We start from the raw sequence: 17,317 nt of genomic DNA on the forward strand, positions 1-17,317 counted from the left end.
ACCGACATGCGCTTCAATCTTTCCGAATGGGCGCTGCGCCATCGCAGCCTGGTCGTGTACGCGATGATCGTGCTCGCGATCGCCGGCACGCTCGCGTATCTCAAGCTCGGTCGCAGCGAGGACCCGCGCTTCACCTTCAAGGTGATGGTCGTGCGCACGATGTGGCCGGGCGCGACCGCCGACGAAGTCGCATCGCAGGTCACCGACCGCATCGAAAAGAAGTTGATGGAAACCGGGCAGTACGAGTTCATCCGCTCGTACTCGCGGCCAGGCGAATCGCAGGTCATCTTCGCCGCGAAGGATTCGCTGCATTCGGACCAGATCGCGCCGCTCTGGTATCAGGTGCGCAAGAAGGTCGGCGACATCAAGCCGATGCTGCCGCGCGACGTGCAGGGTCCGTACTTCAACGACGAGTTCGGCGACACGTTCGGCAGCATCTACGCGCTGACCGGCACGGGTTTCGATTACGCGGTGCTCAAGCACTACGCCGAGCGCGTGCAGCTGCAACTGCAGAAGGAACCGGACGTCGGCAAGATCGAGCTGTTCGGCGTGCAGGACGAGAAAGTCTGGGTGGAGCTCGACAACACGCGGCTCGCGACGCTGGGCATCCCCGCGCAGGCCGTGTTCGACGCGCTGAATGCGCAGAACGCCGTCGCACCCGCGGGCTTCTTCGAAACCGGCTCATCGCGAATCGCATTGCGCGTGGACGGCCGCTTCGATCGCGTCGACGACATCGCCGCGTTCCCGATCCGCGTCGGCGATCGCACTTTCCATCTCGGCGACATCGCGACGGTGCGTCGCGGCTTCGCCGATCCGCCGGCGCCGCGCATGCGCTTCATGGGGCAGGACGCGATCGGCATCGGCGTGTCGATGAAGGACGGCGGCGATATCCTCGCGCTCGGCAAGACGCTGGAAGCGCAGCGCGACAAGTTGCAGCAGATGCTTCCGGTGGGCATGGAACTGCGCAAGGTGTCGGACCAGCCGGCCGCGGTCGAAGAATCGGTCGGTGAGTTCATCCGCGTGCTCGCCGAAGCCGTCGCGATCGTCCTGCTGGTGAGCTTCTTCTCACTGGGCCTGCGCACCGGTCTGGTCGTCGCGCTGTCGATCCCGCTCGTGCTCGCGATGACCTTCGCGGTGATGAGCTATTTCGACGTGGGCCTGCACAAGATCTCGCTGGGCGCGCTGGTGCTCGCACTCGGCTTGCTCGTCGACGACGCGATCATCGCCGTCGAGATGATGGCGATCAAAATGGAGCAGGGATACAGCCGCCTGAAAGCCGCGGCATTCGCCTGGGAATCCACGGCGTTCCCGATGCTCACCGGCACACTGGTCACCGCAGCGGGCTTCCTGCCGATCGCGACGGCGCAGTCGAGTACCGGCGAATACACGCGCTCGCTGTTCCAGGTGGTGACGATCGCGCTGCTGGTGTCGTGGGTGGCGGCGGTAATGTTCATTCCGTATCTCGGCGATCGCCTACTGCCGGATCACGGCCACGCAGGCCCGCCGAAGCCCGGCTCGATCGCTGCACGCTGGCAGGCCTATCGACTGCGCCTGGCCGATCGTCATCCTGCGTTCGCCGACATCATCGCGCCGCTGCCGAAGCCCGACGACGGACGCGCGCATGATCCGTACGCGACGAAGTTCTACACCCGCTTCCGCGGCTGGGTGCTGTGGTGCGTGCGCCGACGCAAGACCGTGCTGGCGATCACCGCCGGCGCGTTCGTGCTGTCGATCGTGATGTTCCGTTTCGTGCCGCAGCAGTTCTTCCCGGACTCGGTGCGACCGGAGCTGATGGTCGACGTCGAACTGGCGGAAGGCAGTTCGCTCCGGCAGACCGCGACGCAGGTCGAGAAGCTCGAGAAGGTCCTCGCCACGCGCAAGGATCTCGCGAGTTACGTCGACTATGTCGGCACCGGCTCCCCGCGCTTCTACCTGCCGCTAGACCAGCAGCTGCCCGCAGCCAACTTCGCGCAATTCGTGCTGACGCCGAAGGACATCGCCGCGCGGGAAGCCGTGCGCGAATGGCTGATCAGCGACGTGTTCCCACGCTTTCCGGACCTGCAGCTTCGTGTGACGCGCTTGGAGAACGGTCCGCCAGTCGGCTACCCGATCCAGCTGCGCGTATCGGGCGAACACATCGAGGACGTGCGCCGCATCGCCGGGCAACTCCGCGAGAAGGTGCTGGCGAATCCGCACGTCACCAACGTCAACCTCGACTGGGACGAGCCGAGCAAGGTGGTGCGCCTCAAGCTCGACCAGGAACGTGCGCGTGCGCTCGGCATCAGCTCCTCGCAGCTTGCGCAGTCGCTGTCGGCTGCGTTGTCGGGCACGAATGTGGGCACGTATCGCGAAGGCACCGAGCTGATCGGTATCGATGTGCGTGGCTCGGCGCGTGATCGCAGCGACCTCGACGCATTGCGATCGCTGATGATTCCGACATCGACCGGCCACAGCGTGCCGATCACGCAGGTCGCCACGCTCGACTACGGCTTCGAGGACGGAATCATCTGGCATCGTGATCGCCAGCCGACGATGACCGTGCGCGCCGACATCCGTGACGCGCTCACGCCGCCGACTGTCGTCGAACAGCTGATGCCGACGGTCGAATCGCTGCGTGCGCAATTGCCCGCGGGTTACTCGATCGACATCGGCGGCACGGTGGAAGACTCCGCACGCGGCCAGAACTCGATCAACGCCGGCGTGCCGCTGTTCGTCTTCGTCGTGTTTACCCTGCTGATGCTGCAGCTGCGTTCGTTCTCGCGCAGCCTGATGGTGTTCCTCACCGCACCGCTGGGCCTGATCGGCGTCACGTTGTTCCTGCTGGTGTTCCGCGTGCCGTTCGGCTTCGTCGCCATGCTCGGCACGATCGCGCTGGCCGGCATGATCATGCGCAACTCGGTGATCCTGGTGGATCAGATCGAGCAGGACCGCCACGATGGACGCGATGCATGGGAAGCGATCGTCGAAGCGACGGTGCGACGTTTCAGGCCCATCGTGCTGACCGCGCTCGCCGCGATCCTCGCGATGATCCCGCTGTCGCGCAGCGCGTTCTTCGGGCCCATGGCCGTGGCGATCATGGGCGGCCTGCTGGTCGCCACGTTCCTGACGCTGTTGTTCCTGCCCGCGCTGTACGCCGCGTGGTTCCGGGTGAAGGTGCCGGCGGATGCGACGGCGCGCGCACCTGCGCTGGACGACGACGCGCTGCCGCAGTCAGCGTGACGGAGGCGGCGTCCTTGCGAGCACCTGCAACAGCAGCGGCTCGAAGGACGCCGGATCCTCGATGTGCGGGATGTGGCCGACGCCATGCAGCACATCGAGCTGCGCGCCGGGCACCAGCGCATCGAGTCGCCGTGCCTGCACGAGCGGCGTGATCGTGTCGGCATCGCCCCAGATCAAATGGAGCGGCACGGCGAGACGCGCAACGTCGTCCGGCCGCGTGCTGACACCGGTGCGTGGCGCGCAGGCGAAGTCGTGCGCCCACACGCCGAGCGCATTCGTGCTGCCGCGCAGCTGCAGCGGTGCGCGGTAGGCGGCCAGGCGTGCGTCGGTCACCGCGTCCTTGCGCGCGACGAAGCTACGCAGGAGCGTGCGGGCCCATAACGGATTGGTGGCGGTCGACGCGACGACGGCTACACGGCCGCGATGCGCAAGCAGGCGGCAGGCGAGGGTGTGTGGATCGTTCGGCGCGGCATCCAGCGCGAGCGCAGCGTCGACGAGCACGAGCCGTTCGACCCGCTGCGGCGCGGTCAGGGCGAGTTCCAGCGCAGGCCCGCCACCGAACGAATGCCCGACCACGCGCGCCTTGCGCACGTGCAGGGCGTCGAGCACCGCGAGCAGTCGTGACGCCTGCGCGGGTCGGGAGAAATCCGTATCGATAGCCCTCGACGAATAGCCGAACGGCGGCAGGTCGACCGCGATCACGCGGTAGCCGGCCTTCGTCAGCGCGGGCACGAGCGAGAACCACGTGCCGCTCCACGCACCGGTGCCGTGCACCAGCATCACGGGCGCGCGATCCGCCGGGCCACTGACCTGCACGAACAGCCGCACGCCGCCGGCATCGACGAATTGACCGCCACGCGGCGCCGTATCACGCGCGTTCCCGCGCTCGTGCTGGCCGACCCATGCCACGCTGATCAGCACGTAGGCGACGAGGGTCGTGATGACGACGAAGGCGGTGCGGCGGACAACGCGCAGGAGTTTCATGTCAGTAGTCGAACACGTGTTCGACCTCGTCGCCGGCTGCATCGCGTGCGGCGAGCAGTGGCGCGAGGCCTGCGACCGACGTCACCAGTGCGCGGCGTTCGTAACCGGGGCGAGTGAGGATGGGTTGCCGGAACAGCAGGCGTGTACCGGATGGCGGGTCGGCGGTGGCGGGCATCACCACGCTGACGAGCAGGTCGCCGCGGTTGCCGGCGATGTCGCGGAACGTGCCGCCGTCGCGGGCGATGGCGGTCGCGTACGGCGTGAATGCCTGATAACGCGGCAACGTGACGCGCGCGACGTCGCCATCGCGTGCGAGGACGTGCATCTCCGGCAGTTTCGCCTCGATGTCAGGTGGCAGCGACGCGACGACCGCACTCGTCGTGGGCTTCGCCGCTTCGAACGCCGTGTGCGTCGCCTTCTCGATCAGCGCCGCATAACCCGCCTTGACCAGCCATTCGCTGGTGAGCAGGTAGCGGCGTTCCCACTTGCGGACAAAGTGCGCGCCGGTCGCCGGCGTGTCGCGCCACAGCGTCTCCAGCGGTGTGACGAAGTCGAACTCGTACCACGGCCGCACGCGGATGAACTCGACGTAGTCGCGCGCCTCCTTCGCGGCCAGCCGGTCTTCGGGCGTCGACAGCGGCGGCACACCGAGTTCACCGAGTCGTCCGATCAGCGTTTCGTACGCACCCTTGAGCCCGTATTCGACCGTCGTGCTGGCACCGATCACGACGATCATCGTGTGGTACTCGCCGTTGAACGCCCAACGGCCGCGCACGGAGTCGATGACGCGACCGTAGGCCTGCCAGAACTGCCCGATGTGTGCGAAGAACGGGAAGCGGCTCGGCGACTGACGCGCCTCCAACATGTCGGCGTATTCGTCCGGGCTGAAGACGAGGAACCACTCGGGAAAGGTCAGGAAGGTCTGGTCGCCGGTGCGCTGCTCGGCCGCGGGAATTGCGAGCGGATCGGGCAGCGACGCGGGAACGGCTGCCGCGACCGGTAGCAGCGTCAGCAATGCAGCGATAGCGGCGAGTACGCGCTTCACGTGCGTCGGAACGCCAGCAGCGTGTTGAGCGTGGGGTCGTGGTCCTGAAGCAGGCCGTCGCCCATCGGCTCGAAGCCGTGTCGACCGAGGATCTCCATCCACTCGGCGACGGTGCGGAAGTGGCGCAGCTCCTTCGCGTTGGTTTCCCACGGCACGCCGAGGCCTGCGTTGAACACCGCATGCGCCAGGCTCACCAGTGCGTTCATTGGCGCGTCGGCGACGTCGTGGTCGCGCAGGATGAAGACGCCGTCCTTGCGTAGCACGCGACGCAGCGACGCGATGAACGCATCAAGCCGGTCGAGCGGAATGTGGTGCAGACCGATCAGGCAGGTCACGAGGTCGAGGCTTTCGTCGGCGACCGCTTCGCGCGGGATTGGCGCGTAGTCATTAAGCGGCACGTAGCGACCGAGCTTGCGCAGGCCGCCGCGTTCGACGATGTCGATCGGCGAATACGTTGGCGCCGCCTCGTGCAGGACGACGAGATCGCCGCGCAGCTCGACATGCTTGCGCAGGTCGCTGGCGTAACGCCCGACGCTGCCGATTTCCATGTGCCCGTCGAAACGTCGGCGGTTGCCGAGCAGTTGCAGCATCTGGCGCGACATCTCCTTCTTCTGCTTCGACAGCGACGGCACCGCGTATGTCAGCTCTGACAGGAACGGTTTGATCGACGGCAGCTTCGCCTGCAGCGTGCGGTAGATCGCTTCGTCATCGCCGCGCTCGCGCACCGCGTCGCGGATCAACGTGTGGAAGCGGTCTTCCGGGTACAGGCGGTAGATGTTCTGCAGGAAGCGGTAGAACGCGTCGCTGCCCGTGGTGGTGCCGTAGACGGCGTGGAAGTCGCCTGCGGGCGTGGCAGCGGTGGTGTCCATCGGGTTCTCGGTAGCGTGCGGTGCGTAATAGGTGTCCCAGAGGACGTTGCGCCAACGGAAGTCGGGGTCGAGCCGGCGCTTGAGCGCGAACAAGTCCTTCGCACGCGGATAGGCGCGGTGGAACTGCTCCGGCGTGGCGTGCGGCTGGTACGGCAGGTAGTAGGTGCCGCCACAGGCGAGCGCGGCGTCGATCAGCTCGCGCGTCCACACCGCGACGCGCGCCTTCGCGTTCTCGCGCGTACGCTGCTTGTGGTACAGCACGAACGCGAACGTTTCGCCGCGCGCCCACGCCATGAGCGAGCCGGGGTCGGTGAACGCATGGCGCACCGACACGTTCACCGCGTTGACGCGATGCCGACCGAGGATCTCCGCTATGCGCGGCACGAACTCGTCGAACCGTTCGACCGGCACGAAGTATTCCTGCAACACGTAGGTCGACTTGCGACGCGACGCGGGCTCGAGCTCGGCGACGTCATAGCCGGCTTCGTAGTTGCGCCAGTGCACGGGCTTCGACAGGTACAGCAGCGGCTCGAGTAGGCGCTCGCGACGGAACTTGCCGCCCGGTGTCTCGGTGAACGCCCACATAAAGTAGCGATGCAGCGGGAAGTAGCGACGCATCGGTTGCAGGCGATGCTGCACGGTGGCCGCGCGTTCAGTGCGTCGCCAGGTCACGGCACGTGCGCGGCGGTAATGCGGCGGATAGAGGTCCGCGTTGTGGAAGACCGACGCCGGGTCGTTACGCACGTTCTCGCGGAACCAGCGCGCGTAGTTCGAGGTCGGCATGCAGGCATGTACGCGCTCGACCCGCACGTTCTGGTCCAGCGACAGTTCCGCCTCGACGATCACCCCGAGCCCGCCGTAGCCCCCGATCGCGCCGTAGAAGATTTCCGCATTTTCATGCGGGCTTGCATCTACGACACCGCCGTTCGCGAGCACGATGCGGATCGAGCACACCGACAGGACCAGCGGCCCGAGTCCGATGTAGCGACCGTGCACGTTGACGCTCAGCGACCCGCCGACGGTGAAGTTGGCGTACGTCTGCATGATGCGCACGGAGAGATCGTGCGGATCCACGAAGCGCTGGATGTCGCACCAGCGGATGCCCGCCTGCACTCGGATCGTGCGCGCGACCGGATCGAAGCGCAGCACGCTATTCATGCGACGCATGTCGAGGTGCAGGCTGTCCGGGCTCGCGGTCTGCCCGCCCATGCTGAAGTGGCCGCCACCTACCGAGATCGGCCCATCCGAACGACGGATCGCTTCCACGACCTCGTCGGTCGACGTCGGCGTAGCGACAGCCCAGACCCGCACCGGATTGAGCCGCGTGACGTCGTTGACGATCACGCCCGTGCTCATCGCCGGGACGTCAGGCCGGTTCATGGATCGCCACCTGCAGGTAGTCGTAGCCGCGCAGTCGCGGATCGTCGCCGTACTCGTTCGTGCCGTGCGTACCGCACGTCAGCAGCAGCCGCCAGGCGAGGATCAGCGGACCGAGCACGGGAATGATCGGCACCAGCAGCCACCACGCCGAGCGCGCCTGGTCATGCAGGCGGCGCGTCATCAACGATGCGAGCACGACGAAGTACGGCGGATACAGCACGAGCGTGCTGTCGTAACCGACGATGCGATCGAGGAAAACGAACAGCACCACGAACACCAGCGTCGCGATGACGAGCCGCGCGAGGAAATCGCGACGCCGCAACCGCCCGCGCCACCGCGTCCAGCCGAGAACTCCCTGTGCCATCGAGCGACCTCCCCGTCGCGACCGCGGACGCCGCCATGGTAGCGGCGTCGCGGGTCAGAGGCGCGGTCGCTGACGACGACCGTTGCGTTCGGCCGAACGATGCCGGTCGCGGTCGTCACGGGTCCGACGGCAGGCGCGCCGCTCGCAGCCGCTCAACCATCAGGTCCGCATCGAGATACGTACGCGAGGGGCGTCGCCCGAAGCGCGCAAGCCACTTCGCACGCTTAGGCCTTCGCAGCAGACGCAGCAGGCGCTCGTTGACCGGTGTATCGGCGAGGACATGCAGGTTGCGCCCGTTGCTCGACAGGCGTCGACCGAGCCGTTCGGCGACGACCTGCAGCGCCGAACGCGTAAAGAACCCGATGTGCTGGCCGCTCTCCGGCGCGTAGTAGGGCCACGCGTCGATCGGTGGCGCGGGATCCGGCAGCAGATCCGTGGAGATGAGCAGCCGTGGCGCGAGGGCGCCCAATGTGTCGAATGCAGCGCGCGGATCAGGCAGGTGCTCGACGAGCTCGAACGCGGTGGCAAGGTCGTAGCGTTGCGACATATCGGCCTCGAACCCGATCGCGAGCAGGTTCGGGCTGTAGGCATCGTTCCACTGCACGTCGTGTCCGCGATCGCGCATCAGGCGCACGAACAGGCCGGTGCCCGCGCCGTAATCGACGGTGCGCTCCGCGTCGCGGAACGCCAAGCCCAGCAGGGCAGTCGTGACGTCCGCCAGCCACAGGTTGCGGACGACGATTCCCGTGTCGAGCGCTGCGATCGCTGTTCCGTAGGCCTCGCCCAGCCAGTGCGGCTCGACGACGAAGATGTAGCCGCAGCGCGTGCAGCGACGATATTCGGCGTCGTGCCGACCCAGCACGGGATGTCGTGCGAAATGGTCGGTGGCCGATTCGCAGACGAGGCAGGCGGCAGTCATGCGCGGATCATACGCAGCGCGCCCGCGCCATCGATCTAACCGAGCAGGACGTCAGTCAATTCACGATACGACGCGCCGATCGGCTCGGCGGTGGCAGGGCGCGCAAGGCAGGCTGCGAGCGCGGGCGGTGGTTCGATCGTGTGGCCGAGCCGTGCTTCCACCACCATTTCGAACTTGGCGGGATGCGCGGTCGCGACGACCGCCCAAGGTCGCGCATCGCCGCTCCTGCGCAGCTGGGCAAGTACGTCGAATCCGGTTGCGGTGTGCGGGCAGATGGGCTCGCCGTGTTGCGCGTGGTGCGCGTCGATGGTGGTGAGGATGGTTGTATCGCTCACGCTGACCGCACGCATCGCGCCGCGGAGTTCATCGTCGTCCGCATGCCACGCGCGCAGGCGCTCGAAGTTGCTCGGGGCGCCGACGTCCATTGCATTCGCGAGCGTTGCGCGGGTGTCGGCGGGTGCGTAGTCCTCGCCCGCGAAATAGCGAGGCAGGACGTCGTTGGCATTGCAGGCGAGCACGATGTCGCCGATCGGCAGGCCCATGCGTCGCGCGAGCCAGCATGCGGTCGCGTTGCCTAGGTTGCCGGTGGGGATGACGAAGTTGAGCGGTTCGCCGTGGTCGCGCTGGAACTCGAGCGAGGCCTGCGCGTAGTACGCAGCCTGGGGCAGGAGGCGACCGAGACTGATGCTGTTCGCGGAGCCGAGCGCGGCTTTCGCGCGAAGTTCGGTGTCCGTGAGCGCCTGCTTCACCAGCCGCTGGCAGTCGTCGAACGTGCCGTCGACGCGCAACGCGCGGACGTTGTCGCCCCAGCAGCCCAGACCGTGCGCCTGTCGTGGTGATACGCGGCCGTCGGGATACAGCACGACCACACGGAAACCGGGCCGACGATGGAACGCAGCGGCGACCGCAGCGCCGGTGTCGCCTGACGTGGCGACGAGGATGGTCGTTTCGCGGTCATCCGGTCGACGTAACGCGCCGAGCGCACGGGCGAGGAAACGCGCGCCGAAATCCTTGAACGCGGCGGTTGGGCCATGGAAGAGCTCGAGGACGAATGTGTTGCGATCGAGTTCGCGCAGCGGCGCCGGGAAGTCGAACGCGGCATCGCAGATCGATGGCAGCGCATCGGCGATGCGGGAGTCGTCGAAGTAGGGCGCGTGCAGTGACGCCGCCGTGCGTGCAAGTCCGTGCGACGGATCGATCGACGCCACAGAAGGAATGGTCTCGGGAATGTAGAGCCCGCCATCCGGCGCTAGACCCGCCGCAAGCGCACTGTCGACATCCACAGCCGGCGCGATGCCCCGCGTGCTGACGTACCTCATGCAACGATTTCGGCGCGCGGGCCGTTCACCGGTGACACGTAGGCACGGCTGTCGAGGCCGGCGCTACGGAAGGCTTCGACCATCGCGGCACCGCCGGTTTCGGCCTGCGTACGTGTATCGAACCAGCCGAACACCGTAGGGCCGGCGCCGGAGATGCTCGCGCCGAGCGCGCCGGCATCGATGGCCGCTTGCTTCACCTGAGCGAACCCGGGAATCAGTGATGCTCGACGCGGTTCCACCAGTACGTCGCGCAAACCTTCACCGATGAGTGAACGATCGCCGCGCGCCAACCCAGTGAGAAACAGCGCGAGATGCGACGTCTGGTGGACGATCTCACCCAACGGATACGGCGCGGCAAGCACGGCGCGCGCGTCACGCGTTTCCAGCACGTACGCCGGATGCACGGCTGCGCAAAACAGCTCGGGCGCATCGAGCCGAATCGCACGTGTTTCGGTCGCCAGCACCACGCCGCCGAGCAGCATCGGCGCGACGTTGTCGCCATGCAGGCTGCCACTCGCGACGGATTCGCCGGCCAGCGCGAACGGGTACAACGCTTCGCGCGAAAGTGGCACGTCGAGCAACGCGTTCGCCGCGACAAGCGCAGCAACGCACGATGCTGCAGAACCGCCGAGCCCGGAACCCAGCGCGATGCCCTTGTGCAGCGTCAGCGCGAAGCCGCGCGTCAAACCGAGATGCGCGCGCAGGTCGATCAATGCACGCCCCGCAGTGTTGCGCTCGGCGATGAGCGGAATGCGCGACAAGCCCGGCACGTCCCCGTCGATGCCATCGATGCGCACGATCGGCTCGTCGATGATGCGCACCGTCGCCGAATCACCCGGCCCTTCGATGGTGTGGCCGAGCAGGTCGAAGCCGACGCCGATGTTGCCGATGCTGGCCGGCGCGAAGGCGCGGGCGACGCGGCGCAGGTCGGTCACATCGCGAGGGCTGACATCGGGTTGGTTCACAGGCGGGCTCCGAGATACTGGGCGATCGCGAGGACGTCGCCGAACACGCCGGCGGCCGTGACCTCGGGGCCCGCGCCGGGCCCTTGCACCACCAGCGGATTATCCGCGTAGCGGCGGGTGCGGAAGCGGATCAGGTTGTCAGTGAGCCGGCCGTGCGCCGTCGCGTCGTCCGGACCGGGCATCACCAGGCCGACGCGCGCGTCGCGACCGTCGAAGCTGGCGATGTACCGGAGCGAACGGCCGGACGCGCGCGCCGTGTCGAAGCGCGCCTGCATCGGCGCGTCCAGCGTGTCGAGTTTCGCGAGGAATGCGTCGCGCGGCACGTCGCGCAGTTCGGCCGGGACGAGGCTTTCGACGTCGACGTGGTCGAGTTCGATCGCATGGCCGGCCTCGCGCGCGAGGATTACGAGCTTGCGTGCGACGTCGAGGCCCGACAGATCGTCGCGCGGATCAGGCTCGGTGTAGCCGAGGTCCAGCGCCTCGCGGACAAGTTCCGAGAACGGGCGCGTGCCGTCGAAGCGATGGAACAGCCACGCGAGCGTTCCGGACAGCACGCCGTCGACCCCGAGCAGGTCGTCGCCCGTGTCGAGCTGGCTGCGCAGCGTCTGGATCACGGGCAGACCTGCGCCGACGCTGGCTTCGTGGCGGAATCGCGCACCGTTGCGCGTGGCGTCGCGGATCGCGCGCCAGCGTCCGAGCGGGCCGCTGCCGGCGCGCTTGCTGGGCGTGACCACGTGCAGGCCCTGGCCGAGCCAGCGCGCGTAGTGGTCGACCACGTCGTCGCTGCCCGAGCAGTCGATGACCACCGCCTGCACGCGCCCTTCGTCGACCAGGTGCGGCGCGAAACGGTGGACGTCGGGTGCGGACGTCGCATCGAACTCGTGCATCACCGTGTCGAGATCAGCGCGCGCGGCGCCGAGCCACAGATGGCGACGATCCATCACGCCGCGCAGCACGAGGTCGATGCCCTGCGCACGCAAGCGCGGGGCGACGTCGGCCCACTGCGCCAGCAGCGCGCGGCCGACCTTGCCGGGGCCCACCAGGCCGAGCGCGATCGTGGTGGTGGCAGTCCGCGCGCACGCGCCACGCGGCGCGTGCTGCGGTAACGGGGCGGGTCGTCGGCGTTCGGTCAGTACGGCGGACATGGCAGGGCACTCCTTGGCAGGAGCCCCGTGTCCGTTGGGATGCATTACCGCCGCATCCTGATCGGATGCGGGGCGGGTGGCGGACGGTCAGTCCGGAATCACGCGCAACCGCATCCGCCACGGAGTCGTGGTGGTGCGGGTGCTGGTACCGAGGCCGTTGCGCATGGCGCCGCACGTCGCGGAGGTCGCGACGGAAGATGCGGCGGCAGGGGCGCGAAGGGCGCTCACGACCCGAGTAAACGCCCGCCGCGCCGGGCTTGTCAAAGGCTTTGTCGCTACGGCCGCTTGGCCCGGCCGGTGGCCCCGGGCGGGCCCGCGTGTTGAAATGCGCCTCGAAGCGGGGGTACCGGCCGGACCGGTTGAGAGAGTCCCTTCGAACCTGATGCGGTTGAGACCGCCGTAGGGAAGCTTCGCGGGGCGCATTGCGCCCTCGCGCCGCCCGCTCGCAGTGAACGTCGACCTTCGACGTTCGACCTTTCATGCAGCGGATGACCCGATGAACGCAGTCGCCACCGAACTCCTCCAGCAGGCCGAAAAGCTTTCGGCCGACGTCGTCCGCCCGATTCCGGGCTCGCGCAAGATCCACGTCGAAGGCTCGCGCCCGGACATCCGCGTGCCGATGCGCGAGATCGCGCTGGCGCGCACGCCCACGTTGTTCGGTGGCGAAGAGAACGCACCGCTAGCGGTGTACGACTGCTCCGGCCCGTACACCGACGAGACCGCGACGATCGATCTGTCGACCGGCCTGTCGGCGTTGCGCGCGCAGTGGATCGCCGAGCGCGGCGACACCGAAGTGCTTCCCGGCCTGTCGTCCGAATACGGCCGCGCGCGCGAACACGATCCCAAGCTCGCGCACATCCGTTTCGGCAACCGCGCGCTTCCGCGTCGCGGGATCGGCGGCGCGAACGTCACCCAGATGCACTACGCGCGACGCGGAATCGTGACGCCGGAGATGGAGTTCATCGCGATCCGCGAGAACCAGCGCATCGAGGCGATCCGCGAAGCGCACCTGCTGCGCCAGCATCCGGGCGAAGCGTTCGGCGCGAACATCCAGAAGCTGATCACGCCCGAGTTCGTGCGTGACGAAGTCGCCCGCGGCCGCGCGATCATCCCGAACAACATCAACCACCCGGAAAGCGAGCCGATGATCATCGGTCGCAACTTCCTGACCAAGGTCAACGCGAACATCGGCAATAGCGCGGTGTCGTCGGGCATTGCGGAGGAAGTGGAGAAGCTGGTGTGGTCGATGCGTTGGGGCGCCGACACGGTGATGGACCTGTCGACCGGCAAGCACATCCATGAAACGCGCGAGTGGATCATCCGTAACTCGCCGGTGCCGATCGGTACGGTGCCGATCTACCAGGCGCTGGAGAAGGTCGATGGCCGCGCGGAAGAACTCAACTGGGAGATCTTCCGCGACACGCTGATCGAGCAGGCTGAGCAGGGCGTCGACTACTTCACGATCCATGCCGGCGTGCTGCTGCGCTACGTGCCGCTCACCGCGAGCCGCGTGACGGGCATTGTGTCGCGCGGCGGTTCGATCATGGCGAAGTGGTGCCTCGCGCATCACAAGGAAAATTTCCTCTACACGCACTTCGAGGACATCTGCGAAATCATGAAGGCGTACGATGTCGCCTTCTCGCTGGGCGACGGCCTGCGTCCGGGCTCGATCGCGGATGCAAATGACGCCGCGCAGTTCGGCGAACTCGAAACGCTCGGCGAGCTGACCAAGATCGCGTGGAAGCACGACGTCCAGACCATGATCGAAGGCCCCGGCCACGTGCCGATGCAGCTGATCAAGGAGAACATGGACAAGCAGCTCGCCGAATGCGGCGAGGCGCCGTTCTACACGCTGGGACCGCTCACCACCGACATCGCGCCGGGCTACGACCACATGACCAGCGCGATCGGTGCCGCGATGATCGGCTGGTTCGGCACCGCGATGCTCTGCTACGTCACGCCGAAGGAGCATCTCGGCCTGCCGAACAAGCACGACGTCCGCGAAGGCCTGATGGCCTACAAGATCGCCGCGCACGCCGCCGACCTCGCCAAGGGCCACCCCGGCGCGCAGGCGCGCGACAACGCGATGAGCAAGGCGCGCTTCGAGTTCCGCTGGGAGGACCAGTTCAACCTCGGCCTCGACCCCGAACGCGCCCGCGAGTACCACGACGAAACGCTGCCGAAGGACGCGCACAAGAGCGCGCACTTCTGCTCGATGTGCGGCCCGCACTTCTGCTCGATGAAGATCACTCAGGACGTGCGCGATTACGCGAAGGACCACCCGGAATCGCTGGTCGAGATCGAAAAAGGCATGGCGGAGAAGTCGGCGGAGTTCCGTGCGACGGGCGCTGAGGTCTATCACAAGGCGTGATGCACGAATCGCCACGCATCGCGGGCGGTAGCGGAGACCCCGGGTGAGGCTTCCGCGGCCGTGGATGCCGTTGCCGTTTCCCGCACCCGTGTCCACGCTGCTGGACGCGGTGCGCTGCATCGACCGATCGGCGTGGCATGCGGTTGACGGCGTCGGTGAGCGCGCGGCGATCGCGCTCGTCGGCCCCGGGGCCGCGAACGTGGCACCGGACGACGCGTTCACGCAGTGGCTCGCGGCGTTCGACGTGGCCTGGGCGGAAGCACGCGTGCTTCGCTTCGAGGCCGGCGCGCACACACCGCTGCAAACCGATGCACAGCGCGCGGCGCGTGATCGAATGCAGGTGCTGGTACCGCTCACGCCCGGCTGGGCACTGGACGTCGACGGCGGCCGCATCCCGCTGCAGCCCCGTCAGGTGGGTGCGATCGACACGTGGCGTCCGCATCGACTCGCGAATCTCGGCAACGATCGCGGGTTCGCGCTGGTCGCCGATGCCTGCGGTATGCCGGAGCCGTACGCGTCGCGAAACGGCGGCGAGTTTCCGTCGTTACGACTCGGGCGCAAGGAACGAATGCCTGACCCGTGGGAAATCGAATCGACGATCGGTGCATTGCTTGCCGATGTCGTAAGCCCCGGCGTTGATCGGATTCAACCGGTGCTCTCGCGGTTCGTACGTGCGTGGCGCGGTGATTGGGCGGCGACAGTCGACACCGCCGCGCGGAATCGCGCACTGATCGACGACGCGCGCGTGGGACTACAGCGCGCTGGCGCAGACACGGTCCGCCTTCGCAACGGACTCGGTTTCGTGACGGTGCTCGAGCACCAGGTGTTCGCCTGGTTGGACGGTTCGGCGGACGCGAGCAGCCGCGATCGGCTGGCGGCACTTGAGACGCGCGATCCGCAATTCGACCGCCCGGTCTTCATCGTCAGCCCGCCGCGCGCAGGTTCGACGCTGCTCTTCGAAACGCTGGCGCGGGCCCGCGGTGTTGTCACCATCGGCGATGAAAGCCATTCGCTGATCGAAGGCATCGAGTCGCTGACACCTGCGGCGCATGACTTTGAATCGAACATCCTGCGAGCCGGCGATGCGATTCCGGCCGTTTCCGCAGCGCTGCGAACACGCTTCATGGACCAGCTGCGCGATCGCGACGGCCACCGCGTCGACGGCATGTCGCCGGTGCGCATGCTGGAGAAGACGCCGAAGAATGCCCTGCGGATTCCGTTCCTGCGGGCGGTGTTTCCCGAGGCGCGGTTTGTCTACCTGCATCGCGACCCGCGACAGGTGATCGCCAGCATGCTCGAGAGCTGGGAGTCGGGGCGATTCCGCACGTATCCCTCGCTGCCGGGCTGGGACGGCCCGCCGTGGTCGCTGTTGCTCGTGCCCGGATGGCGCGAACTGTCCGGCCGACCCCTTGCCGACATCGTTGGGCACCAGTGGGAAGCAACGACGCGCGTGCTCTTGGATGACTTGGCCGCCCTCGAACCGGACCGCGTGCTCGGAGTCGACTACGCCGCACTGCTCGATGACCCCGATGCAGAGCTTCGGCGCATATGCGACTGGGCCGGCTTCGAATGGGACCGCCCGCTCACCGGCGACCTGCCGCTATCCCGCTACACGACGACGAAGCCCGACGCGTCGAAATGGCGTCGCCGCGAGGCGGAAGTCGCAGCGCAACTCGCGACCCGAGGCGAGCTGGCGAAACGGGCCGCGGCCGCGGCCGGTCGCAGCCTCGCGGAGTAGGATGACGGCGATTTCCCGTTCCGACACCGATGAAACTCCACGCTCCGTTTATCCAGTTGCCGCTGCGTTTCGACGCTGAGGCGCTTGCACGCGAAGTCGATGCACTCGGCGAAGATGCGTGGATGCCGCATCCGCAGGGATTCGCCGGCAATTCCATGCTGCCGCTGCTCGCCGTCGACGGTAATCCGCACGACGAGTCGTTTACCGGCGTGATGCGTCCGACGCCCGCGCTGCAGCGTTCGCCGTACCTGCGTCGCGTGTTCGCCAGTCTCGGTGCGACCGTCGGCCGTAGCCGGCTGATGCGCCTCTCCGGGCATGCCGAGGTCACCCGCCACGCCGATCAGTTCTATTACTGGGCGGAGCGCGTTCGCGTGCACGTTCCCATCGTCACCCAGCCGACCGTGCGTTTCGAATGCGGTGGCGCTGCGATCAACATGGCCGCCGGCGAGTGCTGGATCTTCGATACGTGGCGGCAGCATCGCGTGCTCAACGACGCGGTTGAGTCGCGCATCCATCTCGTCGTCGACACGGTGGGCGGCGGTACGTTTTGGGACTTCGTCGCGCGCGGCCGCCGTCATGACGAACGACGTGCGGACTGGTCACCAACGCTCATCGCCCCGGGCGAAGGCGATGCGGACATCGAGTTCGCCTGCGAGGCGCGAAACCTTCCGACGGTGATGAGCCCGTGGGAGATGACGTCGCTCTTCGGCCTGTTGTTCTCGCACGCAGTGCCGCATCCGGCATGGCGCGCCGTGCATGAGCTCACCGCGCGGTTCGCGCGCGAGTGGCAAGGCCTGTGGTTCGAATTCGGCGACGAGCCAGTCGGTCGCGAGCGCTTCCGCGACGCGTTACGCCGCTATGTCGATGCGGTCACGCCGATCAGCCAACCGCTCGCACTCGACAACGAACTGGCCTGGCATGGCGCGATGATCTCGACGATCGCGCAGGTCGCGGTGCGACCCGACGCCGCATGACTCCCGAAACGAAAACGGCGCCCAA

12 protein-coding genes and 1 riboswitch are annotated in these 17,317 nt (G+C 67.3%); of the genes, 4 read left to right on the forward strand and 8 right to left on the reverse strand.

Going from position 1 to position 17,317, the window contains the following annotated elements:
* Positions 1-6 precede the first annotated feature (6 nt).
* A complete protein-coding gene (locus ACVWWW_RS04130) occupies positions 7-3,219 on the forward strand; it encodes an efflux RND transporter permease subunit (RefSeq protein ID WP_051235508.1) in 3,213 nt (1,070 codons plus the stop codon).
* Here the strand turns inward: ACVWWW_RS04130 and ACVWWW_RS04135 are convergent.
* The 8 genes from ACVWWW_RS04135 to ACVWWW_RS04170 form a co-directional block, all read right to left on the reverse strand.
* The gene (locus tag ACVWWW_RS04135; RefSeq protein ID WP_051235506.1) at positions 3,211-4,203 is read right to left on the reverse strand and encodes an alpha/beta fold hydrolase; all 993 of its coding nucleotides are present in this window, start codon (positions 4,201-4,203) and stop codon (positions 3,211-3,213) included. The two genes, ACVWWW_RS04130 and ACVWWW_RS04135, sit on opposite strands and share 9 nt — an antisense overlap.
* Position 4,204: 1 nt before the next feature.
* Positions 4,205-5,248: a hypothetical protein gene (locus ACVWWW_RS04140; RefSeq protein ID WP_027083758.1), complete on the reverse strand. Its 1,044-nt coding sequence runs from the start codon at positions 5,246-5,248 to the stop codon at positions 4,205-4,207.
* Positions 5,245-7,497 carry an FAD-binding protein gene (locus ACVWWW_RS04145; protein WP_027083757.1) on the reverse strand — a complete coding sequence of 751 codons (2,253 nt, stop codon included), beginning with the start codon at positions 7,495-7,497 and terminating at the stop codon, positions 5,245-5,247. The genes ACVWWW_RS04140 and ACVWWW_RS04145 overlap by 4 nt, the downstream gene beginning before the upstream one ends.
* On the reverse strand, positions 7,484-7,861 hold the full coding sequence (locus ACVWWW_RS04150) for a DUF805 domain-containing protein (RefSeq protein WP_081672264.1): 378 nt from the start codon (positions 7,859-7,861) through the stop codon (positions 7,484-7,486). Before ACVWWW_RS04150 ends, ACVWWW_RS04145 begins: the two co-directional genes overlap by 14 nt.
* A gap of 115 nt (positions 7,862-7,976) precedes the next feature.
* Complete coding sequence (locus ACVWWW_RS04155; RefSeq protein ID WP_051235504.1) at positions 7,977-8,780, reverse strand: class I SAM-dependent methyltransferase; 804 nt, start codon at positions 8,778-8,780, stop codon at positions 7,977-7,979.
* Between the two features lie 35 nt (positions 8,781-8,815).
* Positions 8,816-10,099 carry a threonine synthase gene (gene thrC, locus ACVWWW_RS04160; RefSeq protein WP_027083755.1) on the reverse strand — a complete coding sequence of 428 codons (1,284 nt, stop codon included), beginning with the start codon at positions 10,097-10,099 and terminating at the stop codon, positions 8,816-8,818.
* On the reverse strand, positions 10,096-11,064 hold the full coding sequence (locus tag ACVWWW_RS04165) for a homoserine kinase (RefSeq protein WP_051235502.1): 969 nt from the start codon (positions 11,062-11,064) through the stop codon (positions 10,096-10,098). Before ACVWWW_RS04165 ends, thrC begins: the two co-directional genes overlap by 4 nt.
* A complete protein-coding gene (locus tag ACVWWW_RS04170) occupies positions 11,061-12,209 on the reverse strand; it encodes a hypothetical protein (RefSeq protein WP_027083753.1) in 1,149 nt (382 codons plus the stop codon). The genes ACVWWW_RS04165 and ACVWWW_RS04170 overlap by 4 nt, the downstream gene beginning before the upstream one ends.
* 329 nt (positions 12,210-12,538) lie before the next feature.
* Positions 12,539-12,633, forward strand: a riboswitch (TPP riboswitch).
* A gap of 72 nt (positions 12,634-12,705) precedes the next feature.
* Between ACVWWW_RS04170 and thiC the strand changes: the two genes are divergently transcribed.
* From thiC to ACVWWW_RS04185, 3 genes are read left to right on the forward strand one after another with little or no spacing between them, the layout of a single operon-like run.
* Positions 12,706-14,580, forward strand: a complete 1,875-nt coding sequence (thiC, locus tag ACVWWW_RS04175; protein WP_027083752.1) for a phosphomethylpyrimidine synthase ThiC — start codon at positions 12,706-12,708, stop codon at positions 14,578-14,580.
* A 43-nt stretch (positions 14,581-14,623) separates the two neighbouring features.
* Positions 14,624-16,318: a sulfotransferase family protein gene (locus ACVWWW_RS04180; protein ID WP_155914429.1), complete on the forward strand. Its 1,695-nt coding sequence runs from the start codon at positions 14,624-14,626 to the stop codon at positions 16,316-16,318.
* 29 nt (positions 16,319-16,347) lie between these two features.
* Positions 16,348-17,292 (forward strand): aspartyl/asparaginyl beta-hydroxylase domain-containing protein, encoded by a 945-nt coding sequence (locus ACVWWW_RS04185; protein WP_051235498.1) that lies wholly within the window; start codon positions 16,348-16,350, stop codon positions 17,290-17,292.
* The last annotated feature ends 25 nt before the right edge of the window (positions 17,293-17,317 follow it).

This window comes from Lysobacter sp. HA18, from assembly GCF_054057595.1.